Below are 19035 nucleotides of genomic sequence, written 5' to 3' on the forward strand. Positions count from 1 at the left end.
GTAGCCGCACTGCCGATTCGCCGGGCACCAGTGTGCAGTTTTCGGACACATAGCCCCTCCTTTTGATGCGGACAATTTCCAGGAAGAGCGCTACAACGGTTAATCGGCGAACACAGCGAAGGCGCTGGGCACATAGGGAGATAAAGATGAAAACAAGAGCGGCAGTCCTGTTCGAGGGTGGCAAGCCCTTTGAGATCGTCGATTTGGATCTCGAGGGCCCTCGCGACGGTGAGGTGCTGATCAGGTATGTGGCCGCCGGATTGTGCCATTCCGATCTGCACCTGACCGACGGGGATCTGGTGCCTCGGTTCCCGATCGTGGGTGGTCATGAGGGGGCAGGCATTATCGAGGAGGTCGGCGCCGGTGTCACCAAGGTTAAACCGGGTGATCACGTGGTGTGTAGCTTCATCCCCAATTGTGGGCGCTGTCGCTACTGCGCGACGGGGCGTTCCAACCTGTGTGATATGGGTGCGACGATCCTGGATGGCCATATGCCCGACGGGTCGTTCCGGTTCCGTATGGGCGATACCGATTTCGGCGCGATGTGCATGCTGGGCACATTCGCTGAGCGGGCGACCATCTCCGAACATTCGGTGGTCAAGGTCGATGATTGGCTGCCGTTGGAGACCGCGGTGCTGGTCGGTTGTGGTGTGCCGACCGGGTGGGGCAGCGCCAACTATGCGGGCGCGGTGCGCGCCGGCGATACCACGGTGGTGTACGGCATCGGCGGGATCGGCATCAACGCCGTGCAGGGCGCCAAGCAGGCGGGCGCGAAATACGTGATCGCGGTGGATCCGGTGGCGTTCAAACGCGAGACCGCGGCGAAGTTCGGCGCGACGCATGTTTTCGCCACGGCCGACGAGGCCGCCGAGAAGGTTACCGAACTGACCTGGGGGCTGATGGCCGACCAGGCCATCATCACCGTCGGCACCGTCGACGAACAGGTGGTCACCGACGCGTTCAACACCATCGGGCGGGGCGGCACGGTGGTGATCACCGGCTTGGCCAACCCGGAGAAACTGACGGTCCATGTCTCCGGCGGGGTGATGACGCTGTTCGAGAAGACGATCAAGGGCACCCTGTTCGGTTCGGCCAATCCGCAGTACGACATCGTCAAGCTGCTGCGGCTCTACGACGCCGGCCAACTGAAACTGGATGAACTGGTCACCAAGAGGTACACGCTCGAGCAGGTGAACGAGGGCTACCAGGACCTGCGGGACGGCAAGAACATCCGAGGCGTCATCACCCATGCCCAGTGAACTCAGTTACGCCTCGGCCACCAGCGACGTACCTCTCCTCGGCGACACGATCGGTGCCAATCTAGACCGCGCGGCGCGATTGTTCGCCGAGCGCGACGCACTCGTAGAGTGTTGGACGGGTCGGCGCTGGACATACCGGGAATTTGTCTCCGATGTGGATACCCTGGCCTTGGGCCTGCTAGAGCGGGGCATCGGCAAAGGTGACCGCGTGGGCATCTGGGCGCCCAACTGCGCGGAGTGGGCCCTTGTCCAGTACGCCACAGCCAAAATCGGCGCGATCCTGGTCAACATCAACCCCGCCTATCGAGCACACGAGCTGGAGTACGTGCTCAATCAGGCCGGCGTGATGTCGCTGATCGCTGCGGAGAGGTTCAAATCGTCGGACTATTCCGCGATTATCGAGAAAGTCAGGCCGCGATGCGAGGCGCTCAAACAGGTGGTGTTGCTGGGGGGTGACGACTGGAATGCGTTGCTCGGGACTGGGCGGCGAGCCGATCGCGGTCGACTGTCGGCGATAGCGCACACCCTCACTGCCGACGACCCGATCAACATCCAATACACATCCGGCACCACAGGCTTCCCCAAGGGTGCCACCCTGAGCCACCACAACATCTTGAACAACGGTTTCTTGGTTGGTGAGCTGTGTGGCTACACGGAAGCCGACCGGATCTGCCTTCCGGTGCCCTTCTACCACTGCTTCGGCATGGTGTTGGGCAACCTTGCCGCAACGAGCCATGGCGCATGCATGGTGATTCCGGCGCCGGCCTTCGAGGCGAGAGCCACGCTCCAAGCGGTACACGCAGAGCGGTGCACGTCGCTATACGGCGTGCCGACAATGTTCATCGCCGAACTGGCCGAGCCGGGATGTGCGGATTTCGACTTGACCAGCCTGCGGACGGGCATCATGGCCGGCTCCCCGTGCCCGGTGGAGGTGATGAAGCAGGTTATCGAGCGGATGGGCATACCCGAGGTGACGATCTGCTACGGCATGACCGAGACCTCACCTGTGTCGACGCAGACCAGAGTCGACGATTCGATCGAGCGCCGGGTGTCCACGGTCGGAACGGTGCACCCACATCTGGAGGTCAAGATCGTCGACCCGGAAACCGGAGTGACGGTGCCGCGCGGCACGGCGGGCGAGCTGTGTACCCGCGGATACTCGGTGATGCTCGGGTATTGGCAACGGCCCGACTGGACGAGCGAAGCCATCGATGCCGCGCGGTGGATGCATACCGGCGACCTGGCGACAATGGACGAGGAGGGCTATGTCTCCATCATTGGCCGGATCAAGGACCTGGTTATCCGCGGCGGAGAGAATATCTACCCCCGCGAGATAGAGGAGTTCCTCTACACCCACCCGCAGATCCTCGACGCGCAGGTGATCGGCGTTCCGAATCCCAAGTACGGCGAGGAACTCATGGCGTGGATCCGCATGCGGGAGGGGGCTGAACCGCTGACCGCGGAGGCACTGCGCGATTTTTGCACCGACAAGCTGGCACACTACAAGATCCCCCGCTACGTTCACGTCGTCGACGAATTTCCCATGACCGTCACCGGCAAGATCCGCAAGGTCGAGATGCGTGAGAAGGCGATCGAACTGCTCAATTTGCGGCAGCCCTGAACCCAACGAAACGCGCCCCGCGTCAGCGCAACAAGGCCCGCGACATGACGACGCGCTGAATCTGGTTGGTGCCCTCGTAGATCTGGGTGATTTTGGCGTCGCGCATGAACCGCTCGACGGGAAAGTCGGTGGTGTACCCGGACCCGCCGAACAGCTGCACGGCGTCTGTGGTCACCTCCATCGCGACATCGGATGCGAAGCACTTCGACGCCGACGAGATGAAGCCCAGGTTGGGCTCACCGCGTTCGGCGCGGGCAGCGGCGGTGTAGACCATCAACCGCGCGGCTTCCACCTTCATCGCCATATCCGCCAGCATGAACTGCACGGCCTGGAAATCCGCGATCGGCTTGCCGAACTGCTTGCGCTCCTTGACATAGGCGATCGACGCGTCGATGGCGCCCTGGGCGATGCCGACGGCCTGTGCGCCGATCGTCGGGCGGGTGTGGTCGAGGGTGGCCAGCGCGGTCTTGAAGCCGGTGCCGGGCTCGCCGATGATCCGGTTGCCGGGGATGCGGCAGTCCTCGAAGTACAACTCCGTGGTCGGAGAACCCTTGATGCCCATCTTCTTCTCCTTGGCGCCCACGCAGAAGCCGGGATCGTCTTTGTGCACGATGAAAGCCGAGATGCCGTTGGCGCCCTTGTCCGGGTCGGTCACCGCCATCACCGTGTACCACGTCGAGTGCCCGCCGTTGGAGATCCAGCACTTGGCGCCGTTGAGCACCCACTGGTCGCCCTCGGCGCGGGCCCTGGTGCGCATCGAGGCGGCGTCGCTGCCGGCCTCGCGCTCCGACAGCGCATACGACGCGACAGCCTCACCGGCGGCAATCGACGGCAGCACCTGCTTCTTGAGTTCCTCTGAGCCGCGCAGCAGCAGGCCCATGGTGCCGAGTTTGTTGCAGATCGGGATCAGCGACGACGACGCGCACACCCGCGCCACCTCTTCGATGACGATGCACGCGGCCACCGCGTCGCCGCCCTGCCCGCCGTACTCTTCGGGGATGTGGATCGCTGCGAAGCCCGAAGACGTCAGGGCGGCCAGGGCTTCGTCGGTGTAGCGGGCCTTCTCGTCGACGTCGGACGCATACGGGGCGATCTGCTTCTCACACAGGTCACGCAAGACGGAACGCAGCTCGTTGTGTTCATCGGAGAGCTTGAAAGGACCGAATTGCGTCATGCCGAGCGGGCTCTGAGCCCCAGTCACGTTTGACCATCCATCATGGTCGCGGACCTGGCGGGTGAGGAGTCGGTGAGGAGTTGTGGCATTGGCGTCCTTGTCTGTTTCGTTTATCAGCGACGGCCGACGTTGCTGATAAACGAAGTTCGGCAGCGCGATTCGTGCGGCCCGTGGCCTCTTTAGCCCGTAATGGCCGTCCAAGCGATCTGGAACGATGAAACCCACCGCTGCCGCGCGGTGGGCCTGGCAGGCAGCGGCGCGTCATCGCGCGACGGTCCCGTAAATCAGATAAAAGATGTAGCTGCTTGCTGTTTAAACCGGCCCGGGAGCGTCGCAGCATACTTCGGATTCTGACGTGATCATGCTGGCCGTAACTGTCCAACAATCGCACAGTCACAGGCCGGCTCACCTCCAGCACAGCGCCTCAGCGCTTCCTCGCAGGACGGCCCACATGAAAGGCACTGAGCGGTTCTACTACTGCCTAGACGGTATGGGAGGCCCCAGCCCCCCATACCGGCTCTTCGATTTTGACCGGGCAATCAGCATGAAGTCTGGGTTGCGGCCCGCTGTTTGCGGGTGCAGTGGAATCGTATCCGCCGGGCTGAGTTCTCTCGGTTCCGGAAGCCGCATCCGACTCGTTTGACCTGTTTGACAAGCCGGTTGTAGCCCTCGGTACGGCCGTTGGTGATCCCGGTGGTCACGAACGCGTTGATTTCGGGCCACCAGGTGTCGATGGTGCCGGCCAGGGTGAGTAGCTCAGGGATCCCGGAGTCGATGCACCACGCTAGGAACCGGTGCAGCCGATGCCGGGTCAGGTGTGGATCGCCGCCGACGCGCACGGTGGACAGCAGGGTGCGCAGTTCCTCCTTGGCGATCTATGCCGACAGGATCTGGCTACTGGGGTCTTCGGCGACGATGGCATTCCACATCTTGGCGAAGCTCTTGTCCGAGAGTCTCTCTCGTGCGCGCAGCAGCCGCCGACGGTTGGCCCACTCCGGGTCAAGTTTGCCGCCGCGGCGATCGCGCAGGTCCCAGGTGACACGGCGGCGGACCTTGGTCAGTGCGCCGTTGGCGAGGTGGACCAGGTGGAAGTGATCGACGACCAGCGTCGCGTTGGGCAACAACCCCGGGGTGCGAACCGCCGTGGCGTAGACCGCGGCCGGGTCGATCGCCACGTAGTGGATGCCTAAGCGAAACTGCTCGCTGCGTTCGTGCAGCCACTCGATCACCGTGGCGCCGGTGCGGCCTTCACGTTGCCCCAACAGACCCTGGTTGCCGGCCAGATCAACGAACCCGGTGTCCCACGGATCGACCCGTATCCACCTCCCACCAGCAACGCACCGTTCCCACCGGGGCTTTCCACGGCGGGTCTCATCGATGCCGAGCACCCGGGTCGGCTCGGGTTCGGCCAGCAGCACCTCAGCGTGGGCGACGAACGCGCGGTGCGCGGTCGGCCACGACACCCCGTGAGCATCGGCGACCTCGGCCACCGAGCGGGCCGCATCCCCGATCGCCGCGCCGATCTGGGTGCGCAACCGCGTCGTGGTGCGAGTCCGCGACGGGACCTGCGCGATAGCCTCGGTGAACGAAGACCGCTCACAGTAGTCTTCTCGGCAACGCCACCGAGTCTTGGTCCACCGCACCATGATCCGGTCCTGCCCGTAGGGAATATCACGCGGCCAGGTGGACACCCGGCCCTTCACCGACGTGGACACCACCCCACACGACGGGCACACCGCCGCCGTCTCATCAGCGGTGACTACATGCACCACACGAGTACCGTCGGCTGAACGCTCAACACGCTCGACTCGTACTCCTGGCAGCCCGAACAACAATGTCGTACCGTCAGACACGGCCCTTGGTTTCCTTCCACCGTCCGAAAGCGTCGCAACTCTCAGACTTCGGAAGGCCAAGGGCCTCCCCATGCAACGACACGCTCTATGAGAGCGAAATCACAACTGCCCCATTAAAATTGAAGAGCCCCCATACCGTCTAGCGCGTTCGACGCCGGCAAAGTGGACATCTCGGTTAATCGCGACTAACATTTACGCAGTTAGTCGCAATTAACCGAGTCAATCGGGCGAGGCGACGCAAGGCAAACATGTCGTGAGCGTATTCACACCGCCGGTTTGGAGGATTGATGACGACGTCGGTGATTGTTGCTGGAGCACGTACTCCGGTGGGCAAGTTGATGGGTTCGCTAAAAGACTTCTCCGGCAGCGATCTGGGCGGCATCGCGATCTCCGGGGCGCTGGAAAAGGCAAAGGTGCCGGCGTCGCTCGTCGAGTATGTGATCATGGGCCAGGTGCTGACCGCGGGCGCCGGACAGATGCCGGCGCGGCAGGCCGCGGTGGCCGCCGGGATCGGCTGGGACGTGCCGTCGTTGACCATCAACAAGATGTGCCTGTCCGGCATCGACGCGATCGCGCTTGCCGATCAGCTGGTTCGGGCCGGTGAGTTCGATGTCGTCGTCGCCGGTGGTCAGGAATCGATGACCAGGGCGCCGCATCTGCTGATGGACAGCCGCGCGGGCTACAAGTACGGCGATGTCACCGTTCTTGACCACTTGGCCTACGACGGGCTGCACGACGCGTTCACCGATCAGCCGATGGGCGCCCTGACCGAGCAGCGCAACGACGTGGATCAGTTCACCCGCGCCGAGCAGGACGAGTTCGCGGCGCGGTCGCACCAAAAGGCCGCTGCGGCTTGGAAAGACGGCGTCTTCGCCGATGAGGTGGTGCCGGTGACGATTCCGCAGCGCAAGGGGGACCCCCTGGAGTTCAGCGAGGACGAAGGCATCCGCACTAACACCACGGCCGAGTCGCTGGCCGGCCTCAAGCCCGCCTTCCGCAAGGGCGGCACGATCACCGCCGGTTCGGCGTCGCAGATCTCCGACGGCGCCGCCGCCGTGGTAGTGATGAACAAGGCCAAGGCGCAGGATCTGGGTCTGACGTGGCTGGCCGAGATCGGTGCCCACGGCGTTGTCGCGGGCCCGGACTCGACGCTGCAGTCGCAGCCGGCGAATGCCATCAAGAAAGCCATTGCGCGCGTAGGGATCTCCGTCGATCAGCTTGACGTGATCGAGATCAATGAAGCGTTCTCTGCGGTGGCGCTGGCCTCGATGAAGGAACTCGGTGTCGACCCGAGCAAGGTCAATGTCAACGGCGGCGCCATCGCGATCGGCCATCCCATCGGCATGTCCGGTGCGCGGATCACCCTGCACGCCGCCCTTGAGCTGGCACGACGCGGGTCCGGGTACGCCGTGGCCGCGCTGTGCGGCGCCGGCGGCCAGGGCGATGCGCTCATCTTGCGCGCGAGTTAGCCACCGGACAGGGATGGGGCGAATTCACGGCGAGGTGGCGTCGGGGGCCCTTTGATCCCGCCGGATTCACCGCATCCGCTGTTGTGGCAGTGCAATTCACAAACACAGGCAGGAGCTTGAAATGCGCATCGACTACTCCGATTTCCCCACCCTGCGACTCGACCATCCCGACGAGGGGATCCTCGAGATCACGCTCGCCGCGCCCGGCCTGAATTCGGTTGGCCCACGCATGCATCGCGACCTCGCCCACATATGGCCCGTAATCGAGCGAGATCCCGACGTTCGCGTCGTCCTGGTTCGCGGTGAAGGGACGGCCTTCTCGTCCGGGGGAAACTTCGACTTGCTCGAAGCAATGGTCGATGACTACGAAGCCCGTATTCGGATCATGCAGGAGGCCCGCGATCTGGTCGGTAACATGGTCAACCTCGACAAGCCGGTCGTCTCTGCAATTCGCGGTCCTGCCGTCGGCGCGGGCCTGGTAGTCGCGGTGCTGTCCGACATCTCCGTCGCCGGCCGCACCGCAAACATCATCGACGGGCACACACGGCTCGGCGTCGCCGCGGGCGATCACGCCGCCATCTGCTGGCCGCTGCTGGTGGGGATGGCCAAAGCAAAGTACTACCTGCTCACCTGTGATCGCCTGTCCGGCGCGGAGGCCGAGCGAATCGGTCTGGTATCCATCTGTGTCGACGACGAAGAGGTTCTGGCGACGGCTCATCGCATTGCCGCTCAGTTGGCCTGTGGCGCGCAGGGGGCAATCCGCGGGACCAAGCGCAGCCTCAACCATTGGTATCGCATGTTCGAGCCCGCCTTCGAAGCCTCGCTTGGCCTGGAGTTCCTCGGATTTGGCGGCCCCGACGTCAAAGAAGGCCTGGCAGCGCACCGTGAGAAGCGTCAGCCTCGATTTGACACCCGACCAGTGGAAACTTCGATGGACGATCCACGATGACCCGCCTGGACGGGCGCACCGCGCTGGTGACCGGCGGTGCCGGTGGGATCGGTGCCGCGATCTGCCGGCACCTCGCCGAGGCCGGCGCCCGAGTAGCGGTGTGCGATCTGGACCTCGTCGGCGCCGAGGAGACAGCGTCTGCGCTGCCGGGTACGAGCGCCGGGTTCGCGATCGACGTCACCGACAGCTCGGCTGTCGCCCGCACGGTCGATGCGGTGCGCCGACAATTCGGCGAGATCGAGATCCTGGTCAACAACGCCGGTATCGACACTATCGAGAAGTTCGTCGACTCGACCGAAGAGACCTGGCGGGCACTCGTAACGGTCAATTACCTCGGCACGGTCATCGTCAGCCGTGCAGTGCTCGATTCGATGATCGAGCGCAGGCGGGGGCGCATCATCAATATCGGATCCGACGCTGGGCGTGTGGGATCCGCAGGCGAGGTGGTGTACTCGGGCACCAAGGGAGCCATAATCGCTTTCAGCAAGGGTTTGGCCCGCGAGATGGCCACGAAGGGCGTCACCGTCAACACCGTCTGCCCGGGTCCCACGAACACCGCGCTGCTCAAGAAGGTCGCGGCCGCCAGCCAAGGGCTGTACGACGCGCTTGCGCGCGCGATCCCGATGAAGCGCATCGGGACACCCGACGACATCGCGCCTGCCGTTGTCTTCTTCGCCGGCGACGGCGCGTCCTACATCACTGGCCAGACGTTGTCGGTGAGCGGCGGCCTGACGATGGTTTGATCGCCGACGGCCGGAGGACGGCGATAACTTATCGTCGGTTCCTCAGGACACGGGTGCCACCGGCCCACCGGTCATGAATTCCCTGCTGGTTCGGGCTGTTGCCGATCGTCGACGCGATTAGGGGGTAGGCGGTCAAGCCGAGTAGTACGCCGACAAATGGGAGAACAACCAACAATGTGAATGCGTTTCGGATGGCGGATTGTTTCATGGTGGGCATAGCCGCAACATCGGGGCCGCGCACCTGTAGCCCCATGACTTTCTTGCCCGGCGTCCAACCTCGGGTCGACTCGAACACAATGAAGTAGATGAACCCGGCCAGGCCGGACACTGCGATTATGGCATATAGGTTGCGCTCTGCGCCCAGTGGTATGGCAATGACAACGGCCAAGACCAACACGATCAGGTTGTCGATTACCCGGGCGCCGAGCCGCGAACCCAGCCCCGCCGCCTGCGCGTCGGCGGGCGATGGCCCCGGCGAATGGATGCCCCGGGGATCTTTCGGATCGGAATCGTCAACGGTCACACTCGGGTTCTCCGATCGATTGGGTGGTTACGGTGCATTCGCTTGTCATCGTCCGACGAGTTCGTCTGTCATCTTGTTGGTCGCGCGCTCCAGTCCCGAAAGGTCGCGGACAATTTCGACCCGATCACACGACGGGGCATACAGCGGAAGGTCGCAGCGGCCAAGGGCCCACGAGTATCTCGGTTCCGGTGTCAGCCAGATGACCTCACGTGCGCGCCGCGCGATCTCTTCGAACGCCGGCACGTTCGGGTCGTTGCCGTTTCCGCGGCCGTCGCCGAGGATGAGTACGGTGGTGCGGCGGGTGATTGCCGCCGCGTGCTCGGCGAGCAAGCCCGCAAAGGCGGCACCGTAATCGGAGTTCGCATCCACATCGAGCACGTCTCCGCCAAAGATCAGCCCGAGGGCGCGTTCGGTGGGGTGTTCGGCAAACAGCTCGGTGATCTCGGCGATTTCTGCGACGAAGACGAACGAGCGCACCTGGGCGAAGAGGTCCTGAAGGCCGTGGACCAGGTGCAGGGTGAACCGTGCGGTGGAGCGCACGGACAGGCTGACGTCGGCCAGCACCAGCAATCGGGGTTTGTCCTCCACCCGGCGCATGGTGATCGGGTTGAACGGGACGCTGTCGTGGCGCATGTTGCGGCGCATGGTGCGCCCGGAGTCGATTCGGCCACGGGTGTCTCGCTTGCGGCGTTGGGTCAAGGCCCCGTGCAACGATCTCGCCAGGCGGCGCAACGAGGTTTCCAGGTCGGCGCGATCTTGCTCGCCAACCACATCGACCGCGCCGAGTCGGCGTTCGCCGGACTCGATCACCCGCTGCTCGAGGGCCAACAACGCCTCCAGGTGACGCTTGAGGGCGGCGGGCAGATCAGCTAGAACTCCGGCCAGCCCTGCCGCGAAAGCTTTCGGATCGTCGTCGCCGGCGTCGGCCGCCTGGTCTTCCGCCGCGTTAAGCCATGCCAGCAGCGCCTCCTCCTCCGCCACGCTGAGGTCGGCGTCGACGCGGGTTCCGGTGCTGCGTGAGAGCCGGCCGGGGGCACCCGCACCGTGTAGGCGGTTGGCTTCAAGCTGTACGCGCCGGGCGTCACCGATCAACCCCTGGTTGTCCTTGGAGAACGCGATCTCGTCGGTCATCGCGGCGAGGTCGATCTTGTTGGCCTCCTGGTGCAGGTTGTACTGCTGCGCCAGGTCGTCCGGGTCGAAGAAGTCCCGGATGTCGTCGGGCGCGCCGTGCTCGTGCCCCTGCTGCGGAATGGGGCTCGGATTCTCCGAAACGGTGAACGACTCCAGTGTGCCGGTGTCGCTCAGGTCGTCGTGGGTGTGGCCGTGCGAGTCGTCATCGCCGAAGCCGACGCGAACCAGGGAGAAGAACGCGTCGAATACTTCGTCGAATACGGCTTGGTCACGTCGATCCTTGAGCAGCGCCACCGACAGGGCGCAGCGCAGGGTTTCCCTGTCTGCCAGCACTCCGGGCTGACTTGCCGCGCGTAACGCGTCCAACGCCTCCGACACCGAGATGCGCACGCCTGCCAGACGAAGCAGTCGCACGAACCGGTGGATCGCATTCTCCACGCAACATCCTCACAGGGCGCGGCGTCGGGCGAAGGAGCGGCTGCCCTGCTCCCCGCTGATCTGCGCCCGGGACCGAGACGGGATTTTATCCGCCTTCGGGGTTCCGTAATAGCCTTCGTCGAAGCGGCCCGGCGTGTCTTTTGCGGCTCGCACCGCGGCGCCGTCGACATCGCCTCCGAGAAGTTGGTGGTCATGGTCTTCGTGGCGATGGTGGTTGTGCTGATGTGAATGATCGTGGTGGTGTCCGGGCGAGTCCGGAACGGCGGCATTCGGGTCCACCAGCCGCGGGATGACCTCGAGCGCCTTGCGCACATCCTTGTCGTATTTGACCACGACTGACACGGTCTCGGCGAGAACGGGTGCGGTCAGTTCGTCCACACCGAGCACCGCGAGGGTGCGTGCCCAGTCGATGGTTTCCGAGATGCTGGGAGCCTTGCGCAGTTCGAGTTGACGCAGTCCGCGAACGATATCGACCAGCTGGGCGGCCAGAACGTCGGATAGCCCGGTGTCTTTGGAGCGGACGATGGCGAGTTCGCGTTCGGCGGTGGGGTAGTCGAGGAACATGTGCAAGCAGCGCCGCTTGAGCGCAGCCGCGAGGTCGCGCGTGTTGTTAGAGGTCAACACGACATAGGGTGGCTGCGTGGCGGTGAACGTGCCCAGCTCGGGCACGGAGATCTGAAACTCGCCGAGCATCTCCAGCAGTACCGCCTCGAGCGCTTCGTCGGCGCGGTCGACCTCGTCGATCAGAAGCACCACGGGCTCTGGGGCGCGGATCGCCTCCAACAACGGTCGCGCAGCCAGGAAACGCTCGGAAAAGAACACGCTCTCCTGGGCGCCGATGCGCTCGACGGCATCATGTAGGTCCGTCGCGTCGGCGACGATCTGGCCGATCTTCTCCCGCAGGATCTGGGTGTAGAGCAGCTGCTTGCCGTAATCCCATTCGTACAGCGCCTTGGTCTCGTCCTGGCCCTCGTAGCACTGCAGGCGCAGCAACCGGCGGCCGGTGGCCGCCGCCAACGTCTTGGCCAGCTCGGTCTTCCCAACGCCGGCCGGCCCTTCCAGCAACACCGGTTTGTTCATCCTGGTGACAAGGTAAACCGTGGTCGCCAACCGCCGGTCGGCGATATAGCCGAGCTCGGTCAAACGGGCGACGACGTCGTCGACGCTCGCGAAAATGCCATCGGCGCCGGCGAGAGTGGTAGTGCCTGGAAGGGTCACGGTAATCCTTTGGGTGACGGGTGGGGCCGGACAGGGTTAGGGAAAGCCGCTGCCCAACCCGTTCCCCTTCAGCTGAGCAGGTCGTCGAGATCGCCGTTGAGACAGTGCTCAACCACGGGGCGCACCGTTTCAAACGTGCACTCCTTAGGGTTGCCTGGGGTGCAGGCGTCTCCGAGGACATGGTTGGTGATGTTGTCGACGTCGTCCTTGTCACCTTTGATGGTAGGCCGCGATTCGTAGAACTTCGTCGGGCCTTGGCCGAGCCGGTTCTTGCTGTAGCTGTTTTGGGTCACGTCAGTGAACTTTTCGGGGATCCCGACGTCTCTCAACAGTCTGATGCTGGCAGCCAGTGCCTGGTCGGCCGCTTGAACCTCTGTCAAACCGGCGGTGTCTACGCCCATCGCCTCGGCGATGTCGGCGAACCGCCTGTACATCACCGGCATGTTGAACGCCCAGACCCGCGGCAGGGCGATGGCGTTGTTCAGTCCGTGATGGGTGTCGTAGAACGCGCTCACCGCGTGTGAGATCGAGTGGATGATGCCCAGCCCGCCGGAGTTGAACGCCTGGGCTGCGATGTACTGCGCGTACATCATGCCCTCGCGTCCAGCGAGCTCCTGCGGGTTCCACGTCGCCTGCCGCAGGTTCTGCGCGGTCAGCTTGATCGCATAAAGCGCGTTGCCCAGCGACGGGGCGAAGTTCAGCCGCGACACGTAGGGTTCCGACGCGTGCGCCAGCACATCGAAGCCGCATTGCGCGGTGTAGTCGACGGGGCAGTCGAAGTAGAGAACCGGGTCATCGACGGCCAGCGTCGCCACCGATGCGTCGTCGAACGCGACGTACTTGTGCGGTTTGCTCGGATCGGTGGTGGTATCGGTGATGACATAGGCCCATGAGGTCTCCGAGCCGGTGCCCGCCGTGGTGGACACCGCGATGTGCGGCGGGTTCTTGGGGTTCTCCGACTTGTTGAACCCTTCGAACTCGTTGACGCTGCGCCCATCGTGGGCCACCGAGATGCGCGCCCCCTTGCAGGCGTCGTGGGAGGAACCGCCGCCGATGGAGACGAAGCTGTCGCAGCCGTTAGATTGGTACAGCTCGACCGAATCCATCACGTTGTAGTCTTTGGGGTTCGACTCGACCTTGTCGTACACCACGACTTCGAGGCCGTGATACTTCATGGATTCGACGATCCTGTGCACAATGTCGGAGCCGCGAAGGCCGCTGGTCATCACCAGTGTCTTCTTGAACCCGAGCTTGAGTGCCTCCGGGCCGATGAGTTCGTGGGCCCCCGGGCCCATCAGGGCCCGGGGAAACGGATGGAATTCCTTGATAGGGAACGGCTTGAGAAGTTCGTCTACCTGCATGCTGCACCGGTCCTAATATCTGTGTGCCGTGGCGCACACCCTGGCGATTGACTTGCCGCCGCGTATCAGCACCTGGTCGGGCCCGAGAACCACAGTCGGCGATGCTCAACCTAATCAACCCGCACGGGGGGCGGAAAGGGCATCGGAGGCGCCCTGATCAGTTGGAACACCGGAACCGCACGACTGGCGAGTGTGCCAGCTGCCCAGCTGGGCAGTTCCGATGGTGTGTGGTCAACGCTACAGTTCGCCGCGACCCGGAACTTCGCTCGTCAATGCCGCAGTTTTGCCGCATCGGCTCCTGACGGGAATAGAATTGGGATCGTTATGTATGAGGCAGATCACATCAAAGGAGCTGTGGTGCCCCCGGACACTGCTGATCCGCCGACGTCGCGACCGGACATCGTCATGTCGTGGCGCCGATCTGCGCTCAGCGGCGTCAGTCCGGACAAGCCGCCGCAACTTGACCTGGCACCTGATGTCGACGGTGATTCTCCGTTGCTGCGATCCGCGATGCCGGTTCTGGAAGAACTCGGGGCAGAGATCGCCGATACCGGGTTATGTCTCCTGTTGACTGACCGCGACGGCCGCATCGTTCGAAGCGTTATCGACAACACCGCTCTCGCGCGGCGCATCGAAGGGCTGGGAGTCGTCGCGGGCGCCCGCTTCAGTGAAGACGCGGTCGGGACGACGTCGCTGGGCACACCTTTGGAGGTCCGCCACGGCGTTGTTGTCAATGCAGCCGAGCACTACCTTGAATCGCTGCGCCGGCTCAGTTGTTACGGGTCGCCGATAATTCACCCTGCCACGGGCCGGGTGGAAGGCGTCCTTGACATGACGATCGAGGACGAACGGGCCGATCCGCTGTTTGTCCCCTTCATCGACCGCGCGGTCCGAGATATCGAACGCCGGTTGCTGGACGGATCGAGGGTATCTCAGCAGCGCTTAGTCGCCGCGTTCCAGGACACCGTCGCGCCGCCGCACGCGGCGCTCGTCGCGATGGGAACGGACATGCTGCTGCACAACAATGCGGCCGCAAATCTTCTGAGTTCCACCGATTACGTTGTGCTGGGGGAGATCGTCTCGGAGATGCGCCCCGGCGAGAGGCGAACAATCACCATCGAGTTGGCGTGTGGCGAGTCGGCACGGGTGAATGCGCAGTCCGTCGCCGGCAGCGAGGGTGGTGCCATCTTTGTCGTGCACCCCACGCTTGCCACCGCCAACCCCGTGCCGCGAGGATCGCACGTCGATGCGGCGGTGCCGCGGCTGCGCGCCGAGATCAGCCGGCTCGCCCGAGCCAGCGGAGCGGTGGCGGTTTGCGGTGAACCTGGCTCGGGCCGCAGCACCGTCGCTGACGAAATTGCCGGGGCGGCCGCGGTACGGCTGGACGTCTGCGATCTCATCCGAGTGGGCGAGCGCGAATGGCTGACACGATTGGCCGAGGCGGCAAACGCGTCACCGCCCGCCATCGTGGTCGAGCACCTGGAATCACTCCCCGAGTCGATGGTCCCCGCCGTGACGCCGCTGGTCGACCGCGACAGTGGGCCGCGACTTGTGCTGACGAGTCGCCCGGTGGACGATCTGGCGGCCGGCATCGCAGCAGTCGTCGCCCGCTGCCCGGGCCGCATCGACATTCCTCCCCTGCGCCGGCGCCGTCTGGAACTCGGCGCGATTGCCCGCCGGATGCTGTCCAATATCGAGGGCAGGTGGGAACTGACACCCAACGCGCTGGCGGCATTGTCCGCCGCCGATTGGCCCGGCAATTTGACTGAGTTGGCATGCGTCCTGCGCACGGCTTCACACACAGCGACGGGCGGCAGGATTGACGTGCGCGACCTGCCCACCCGGTATCAGCACACCGGTCGGATCACCCACCTCGCCGGACGCGAACGCGCCGAGCGGCAGGCGATCATCGACGCGCTTGCCAACGCCGCGGGCAACAAGGTGCACGCGGCACGCGAATTGGGCATCAGCCGCAGCACGCTGTACGCGCGGATGAAGGCGCTCAACATCCCGTCTTAACCGGCCGCAGGGTCGTTGGAGTGCGCGCCATCACCGCCGAAGCGGTGCACAGCCGAGGTGTCCAAAAGTCGAACAGTTACGACACAGCGGCGACGTGATGATGGTGGTGGTCACATCTGTCTGCCGGTGTGACGTAGGAAACGGAACCGACCGACACAGGGAGGGTGTGATGACCGTAGTTGCCGACTCGCCGCCGGTACTTCCCGCGGTCCACGAGTTCTTGACGCGTACAAGGAGCTTATTGATCGACGGCGAGTGGGTCCAGGCGGCCTCAGGCCGTACTTTCGGGACCGTCGACCCCGCCACCGGCAACACGCTCACCGAGGTGGCCCACGGCGAAGCCGTCGACATCGACAGAGCCGTGCGAGCGGCTCGGAAGGCATTCGACGCCGGTCCCTGGCCGTCCATGAAGCCCAACCAGCGCGAGCGCCTGCTGTGGCGCGTGGGTGATGTCCTGTCTGAGCGCGCCGAGGAGTTCGGCCAGCTCGAATCGCTCGATAACGGAAAGTCCGCCGCCATCGCCACCGCAGTCGACGTCGCGTGGTCCGCCGATGTCTTTCGGTACTACGCCGGATGGGCCACCAAGATCGAGGGCTCGACGATCAACGTGTCAATGCCGTTCGCGCTCGGCGGACGGTTTCATGCCTACACCCTGCGCGAGCCGGTCGGGGTTTGCGGCCTGATCGTGCCGTGGAACTTCCCCTTGTTGATGGCGGCATGGAAGTTGGCGCCCGCCCTGGCAGCGGGCAACACGGTGATCCTGAAGCCCGCCGAGCAGACGCCGCTGACGGCGCTGCTGCTCGGCGAGGTGTTCCAGGAGGCCGGCTTCCCGCCCGGCGTGGTGAACATCGTCACGGGGTTCGGCGATGCCGGCGCGGCGCTGTCGGGCCACCACGACGTGGACAAGATCGCGTTCACCGGGTCGACGGAGGTCGGCAAGAAGATTGTCGATGCCGCCAAGGGCAACCTGAAAAAGGTGTCGCTGGAGCTGGGCGGCAAGAGCGCGAACGTGGTGTTCGCCGACGCCGACTTCGACGCGGCTGTGGCAGGCTCGGTCACCGCCTGGATGTTCAACCACGGGCAGTGCTGCGTCGCCGGAACCAGGCTGCTCGTCGACGAGCGCATCTTCGACGACTTCACCGGGGCCGTGGCCGAGACCGCCAGCAAGGTCAAGATCGGGCCCGGGCTGGACCCCACGACGGAACTCGGCCCGCTGATCTCACAGGACCAGTTCGACAAGGTCGACCGCTACCTGCGGGAGGGACTGGCCGACGGTGCCCGGGCGTTGACCGGCGGCAAACGGTGGGGCGATTCCGGCTTTTTCATCGAGCCGACGGTGTTCGTCGACGTCAAGCCCGAATACAGCATCGTCCGGGAGGAAATCTTCGGCCCCGTCGTGGCTGCGATGCCGTTCGACGGCGAGAGCGGTGCCGTGGCCGCGGCCAACGACAGCATCTACGGGCTTGCGGCCGGCATCTGGACCAAGGACATCTCCAAGGCGCACCGCACAGCACAGCAGCTGAAGGCGGGCTCGGTATGGATCAACCAGTACAACGGGTTCGACACCGCAATGCCGTTCGGCGGCTACAAGCAATCCGGGTGGGGCCGCGAACTCGGCCAGTCGGCAATCGACCTGTACACCCAGATCAAATCGGTCAATGTCGCCCTATAAACAACTGACGAAGAAAAGGCCGCTCGTCGGTCATCGAGTGGGAGGCTGAACAACGATGCGTATCCCGTTGACCACCAATACATTCCTCGACCGGGCGGAGCGCATCTACGGCGACCGCACCGGGGTGATCGACGAGCCGTCGGCGCCGGACAATCTGGGCCAGTTGACGTACCGGCAGCTAGCGACCCGCGGTACGGCTGTGCAGGCGGGCCTCGACCGCCTTGATGTGCCGGAGGGCGGACGAGTCGCCGTGGTAAGCCACAACTCTGCGCGTCTGCTCGAGCTACTTCTCGCCGTGCCGTCGTCCGGTCGCATCCTGGTGCCGATCAACTTCCGGCTGCAGCCGAATGAAGTGTCGTACATCATCGACGACTGCGAAGCCGACGTGCTGCTGGTGGACCCGGAACTCGACGGTCCGCTCGCGCAGGTGTCGGCCCGGAACCGGCTGGTTCTCGGAGGCGAGTCCGACGACGTCCTGCTCGACTTCGCGAGCGAACCACAACCGTGGTCACATCCCGACGAGGACGCTGTCGCGACGCTGAACTACACGAGCGGGACCACCGGCAAGCCTAAGGGCGTGTGCCTGACGCACCGCAACATCTGGCTCAACGGCCTCACGTTCGGCCTGCACATGCAGGTGTCCGATCACGATGTGCTGATGCACGTGCTGCCGATGTTCCACTGCAACGGCTGGGGCATGCCCTATGTCGCAACGGGGTTGGGCGTCGAACAGGTGGTGCTTCGCAAGGTGGACGGCGCGGAGATCCTGCGGCGCGTCGACGCTCACGGAGTTACGTTGATGTGCGGTGCGCCGACGGTGTGGAACATGGTGCTCGACGCCGCGCGGGACTGGGAGGGCGCCATCCCGGGGCGTGACCGGGTCCGCATCGTCTGCGCTGGCGCGCCGCCACCGTCGCTCACCGTCGCGCGGATAGAACGCGAACTCGGCTGGCAGTTCAACCAGATCTACGGCCTCACCGAGACGGCGCCTCTGGTGACCGTCAACCGTCCACGCCGCGAGTACGACGGGCTGGAGCTGGGGGACCGGGCCAAGAAGCTGAGCCGGGCCGGCGTGCCCTCGCTGGGCACCTCGGTGCGCATCGACGAGGAGGGTGAGGTCTTGGTGGCGTCCAACCACGTCATGGCCGAGTACTGGAACAAGAAGGAAGAGACCGACGCGGTCATCAAGTCCGGGTGGTTTCACACCGGTGACGGCGGAGTCCTCGGGTCCGACGGGTATCTGACGATCACGGACCGGAAGAAGGACGTGATCATCTCCGGCGGTGAGAATGTCAGCTCGATCGAGGTCGAAGACGTACTCGTCGGCCATCCCGCCATCGCCGACGCGGCCGTCATCGCGACTCCCGACGACAAGTGGGGCGAACTGGTGACAGCAATCGTCGTGCCGCGGGACGGGCAGACCCTCACAGAGGATGACGTCATCGACTTCGCGAAAAGCAAGCTGGCGCATTACAAGGCGCCGAAGAAGGTGATCTTCCGTTCGGACATCCCGTACACCGCCACCGGCAAGAAGCAGAAGTTCAAGCTGCGCGCACCGTTTTGGACCGGTGAACGGCAAGTCAACTGATCTGCGTGTGTACGACC

13 protein-coding genes and 1 pseudogene are annotated in these 19035 nt (G+C 64.4%); 8 read left to right on the forward strand and 6 right to left on the reverse strand.

Translation table 11 applies throughout. The features are described from left to right. The first annotated feature begins 146 nt into the window (after positions 1–146). Positions 147–1259, forward strand: a complete 1113-nt coding sequence (locus tag BTO20_RS38295; RefSeq protein WP_087083766.1) for an NDMA-dependent alcohol dehydrogenase — start codon at positions 147–149, stop codon at positions 1257–1259. Continuing rightward, positions 1249–2880, forward strand: a complete 1632-nt coding sequence (locus tag BTO20_RS38300) for an AMP-binding protein (protein WP_087083768.1) — start codon at positions 1249–1251, stop codon at positions 2878–2880. Before BTO20_RS38295 ends, BTO20_RS38300 begins: the two co-directional genes overlap by 11 nt. A 22-nt stretch (positions 2881–2902) precedes the next feature. On the opposite strand, the gene BTO20_RS38305 is transcribed toward BTO20_RS38300, so the two are convergent. Together BTO20_RS38305 and BTO20_RS40980 are read right to left on the reverse strand one after the other, a co-directional pair. Beyond that, on the reverse strand, positions 2903–4054 hold the full coding sequence (locus BTO20_RS38305; RefSeq protein WP_087083770.1) for an acyl-CoA dehydrogenase: 1152 nt from the start codon (positions 4052–4054) through the stop codon (positions 2903–2905). A gap of 539 nt (positions 4055–4593) precedes the next feature. After that, a pseudogene (locus tag BTO20_RS40980) lies at positions 4594–5979 on the reverse strand (ISL3 family transposase). 215 nt (positions 5980–6194) lie between these two features. Here BTO20_RS40980 and BTO20_RS38315 point away from each other — a divergent pair. The 3 genes from BTO20_RS38315 to BTO20_RS38325 all read left to right on the forward strand — a co-directional run bounded on the left by BTO20_RS38315 (position 6195) and on the right by BTO20_RS38325 (position 9068). After that, complete coding sequence (locus BTO20_RS38315) at positions 6195–7376, forward strand: acetyl-CoA C-acetyltransferase (protein WP_087083772.1); 1182 nt, start codon at positions 6195–6197, stop codon at positions 7374–7376. Between the two features lie 121 nt (positions 7377–7497). After that, positions 7498–8325, forward strand: a complete 828-nt coding sequence (locus BTO20_RS38320) for an enoyl-CoA hydratase/isomerase family protein (protein ID WP_087083774.1) — start codon at positions 7498–7500, stop codon at positions 8323–8325. Continuing rightward, on the forward strand, positions 8322–9068 hold the full coding sequence (locus tag BTO20_RS38325; RefSeq protein ID WP_087083776.1) for an SDR family NAD(P)-dependent oxidoreductase: 747 nt from the start codon (positions 8322–8324) through the stop codon (positions 9066–9068). The genes BTO20_RS38320 and BTO20_RS38325 overlap by 4 nt, the downstream gene beginning before the upstream one ends. A 28-nt stretch (positions 9069–9096) precedes the next feature. On the opposite strand, the gene BTO20_RS38330 is transcribed toward BTO20_RS38325, so the two are convergent. The 4 genes from BTO20_RS38330 to mdo all read right to left on the reverse strand — a co-directional run bounded on the left by BTO20_RS38330 (position 9097) and on the right by mdo (position 13739). After that, complete coding sequence (locus tag BTO20_RS38330; protein ID WP_087083778.1) at positions 9097–9591, reverse strand: RDD family protein; 495 nt, start codon at positions 9589–9591, stop codon at positions 9097–9099. A 45-nt stretch (positions 9592–9636) separates the two neighbouring features. Further along, a complete protein-coding gene (locus BTO20_RS38335; protein WP_087083780.1) occupies positions 9637–11160 on the reverse strand; it encodes a VWA domain-containing protein in 1524 nt (507 codons plus the stop codon). Between the two features lie 9 nt (positions 11161–11169). Next, positions 11170–12378 (reverse strand): AAA family ATPase, encoded by a 1209-nt coding sequence (locus BTO20_RS38340; protein WP_232491392.1) that lies wholly within the window; start codon positions 12376–12378, stop codon positions 11170–11172. A gap of 68 nt (positions 12379–12446) precedes the next feature. Then, positions 12447–13739 (reverse strand): NDMA-dependent methanol dehydrogenase, encoded by a 1293-nt coding sequence (mdo, locus tag BTO20_RS38345; protein ID WP_087083784.1) that lies wholly within the window; start codon positions 13737–13739, stop codon positions 12447–12449. Positions 13740–14096: 357 nt separating this feature from the next. On the opposite strand from mdo, the gene BTO20_RS38350 reads away from it, so the two are divergent. From BTO20_RS38350 to BTO20_RS38360, 3 genes are all read left to right on the forward strand, one after another. Then, positions 14097–15758 carry a sigma-54-dependent Fis family transcriptional regulator gene (locus BTO20_RS38350; RefSeq protein ID WP_087083871.1) on the forward strand — a complete coding sequence of 554 codons (1662 nt, stop codon included), beginning with the start codon at positions 14097–14099 and terminating at the stop codon, positions 15756–15758. 169 nt (positions 15759–15927) lie between these two features. After that, complete coding sequence (locus tag BTO20_RS38355) at positions 15928–17430, forward strand: aldehyde dehydrogenase family protein (protein WP_087083786.1); 1503 nt, start codon at positions 15928–15930, stop codon at positions 17428–17430. Positions 17431–17485: 55 nt separating this feature from the next. Beyond that, complete coding sequence (locus BTO20_RS38360; RefSeq protein ID WP_087083788.1) at positions 17486–19018, forward strand: AMP-binding protein; 1533 nt, start codon at positions 17486–17488, stop codon at positions 19016–19018. The last annotated feature ends 17 nt before the right edge of the window (positions 19019–19035 follow it).

Origin of the sequence: Mycobacterium dioxanotrophicus, from assembly GCF_002157835.1 — a bacterium.
GTDB classification, from domain to species: Bacteria; Actinomycetota; Actinomycetes; order Mycobacteriales; family Mycobacteriaceae; genus Mycobacterium; species Mycobacterium dioxanotrophicus.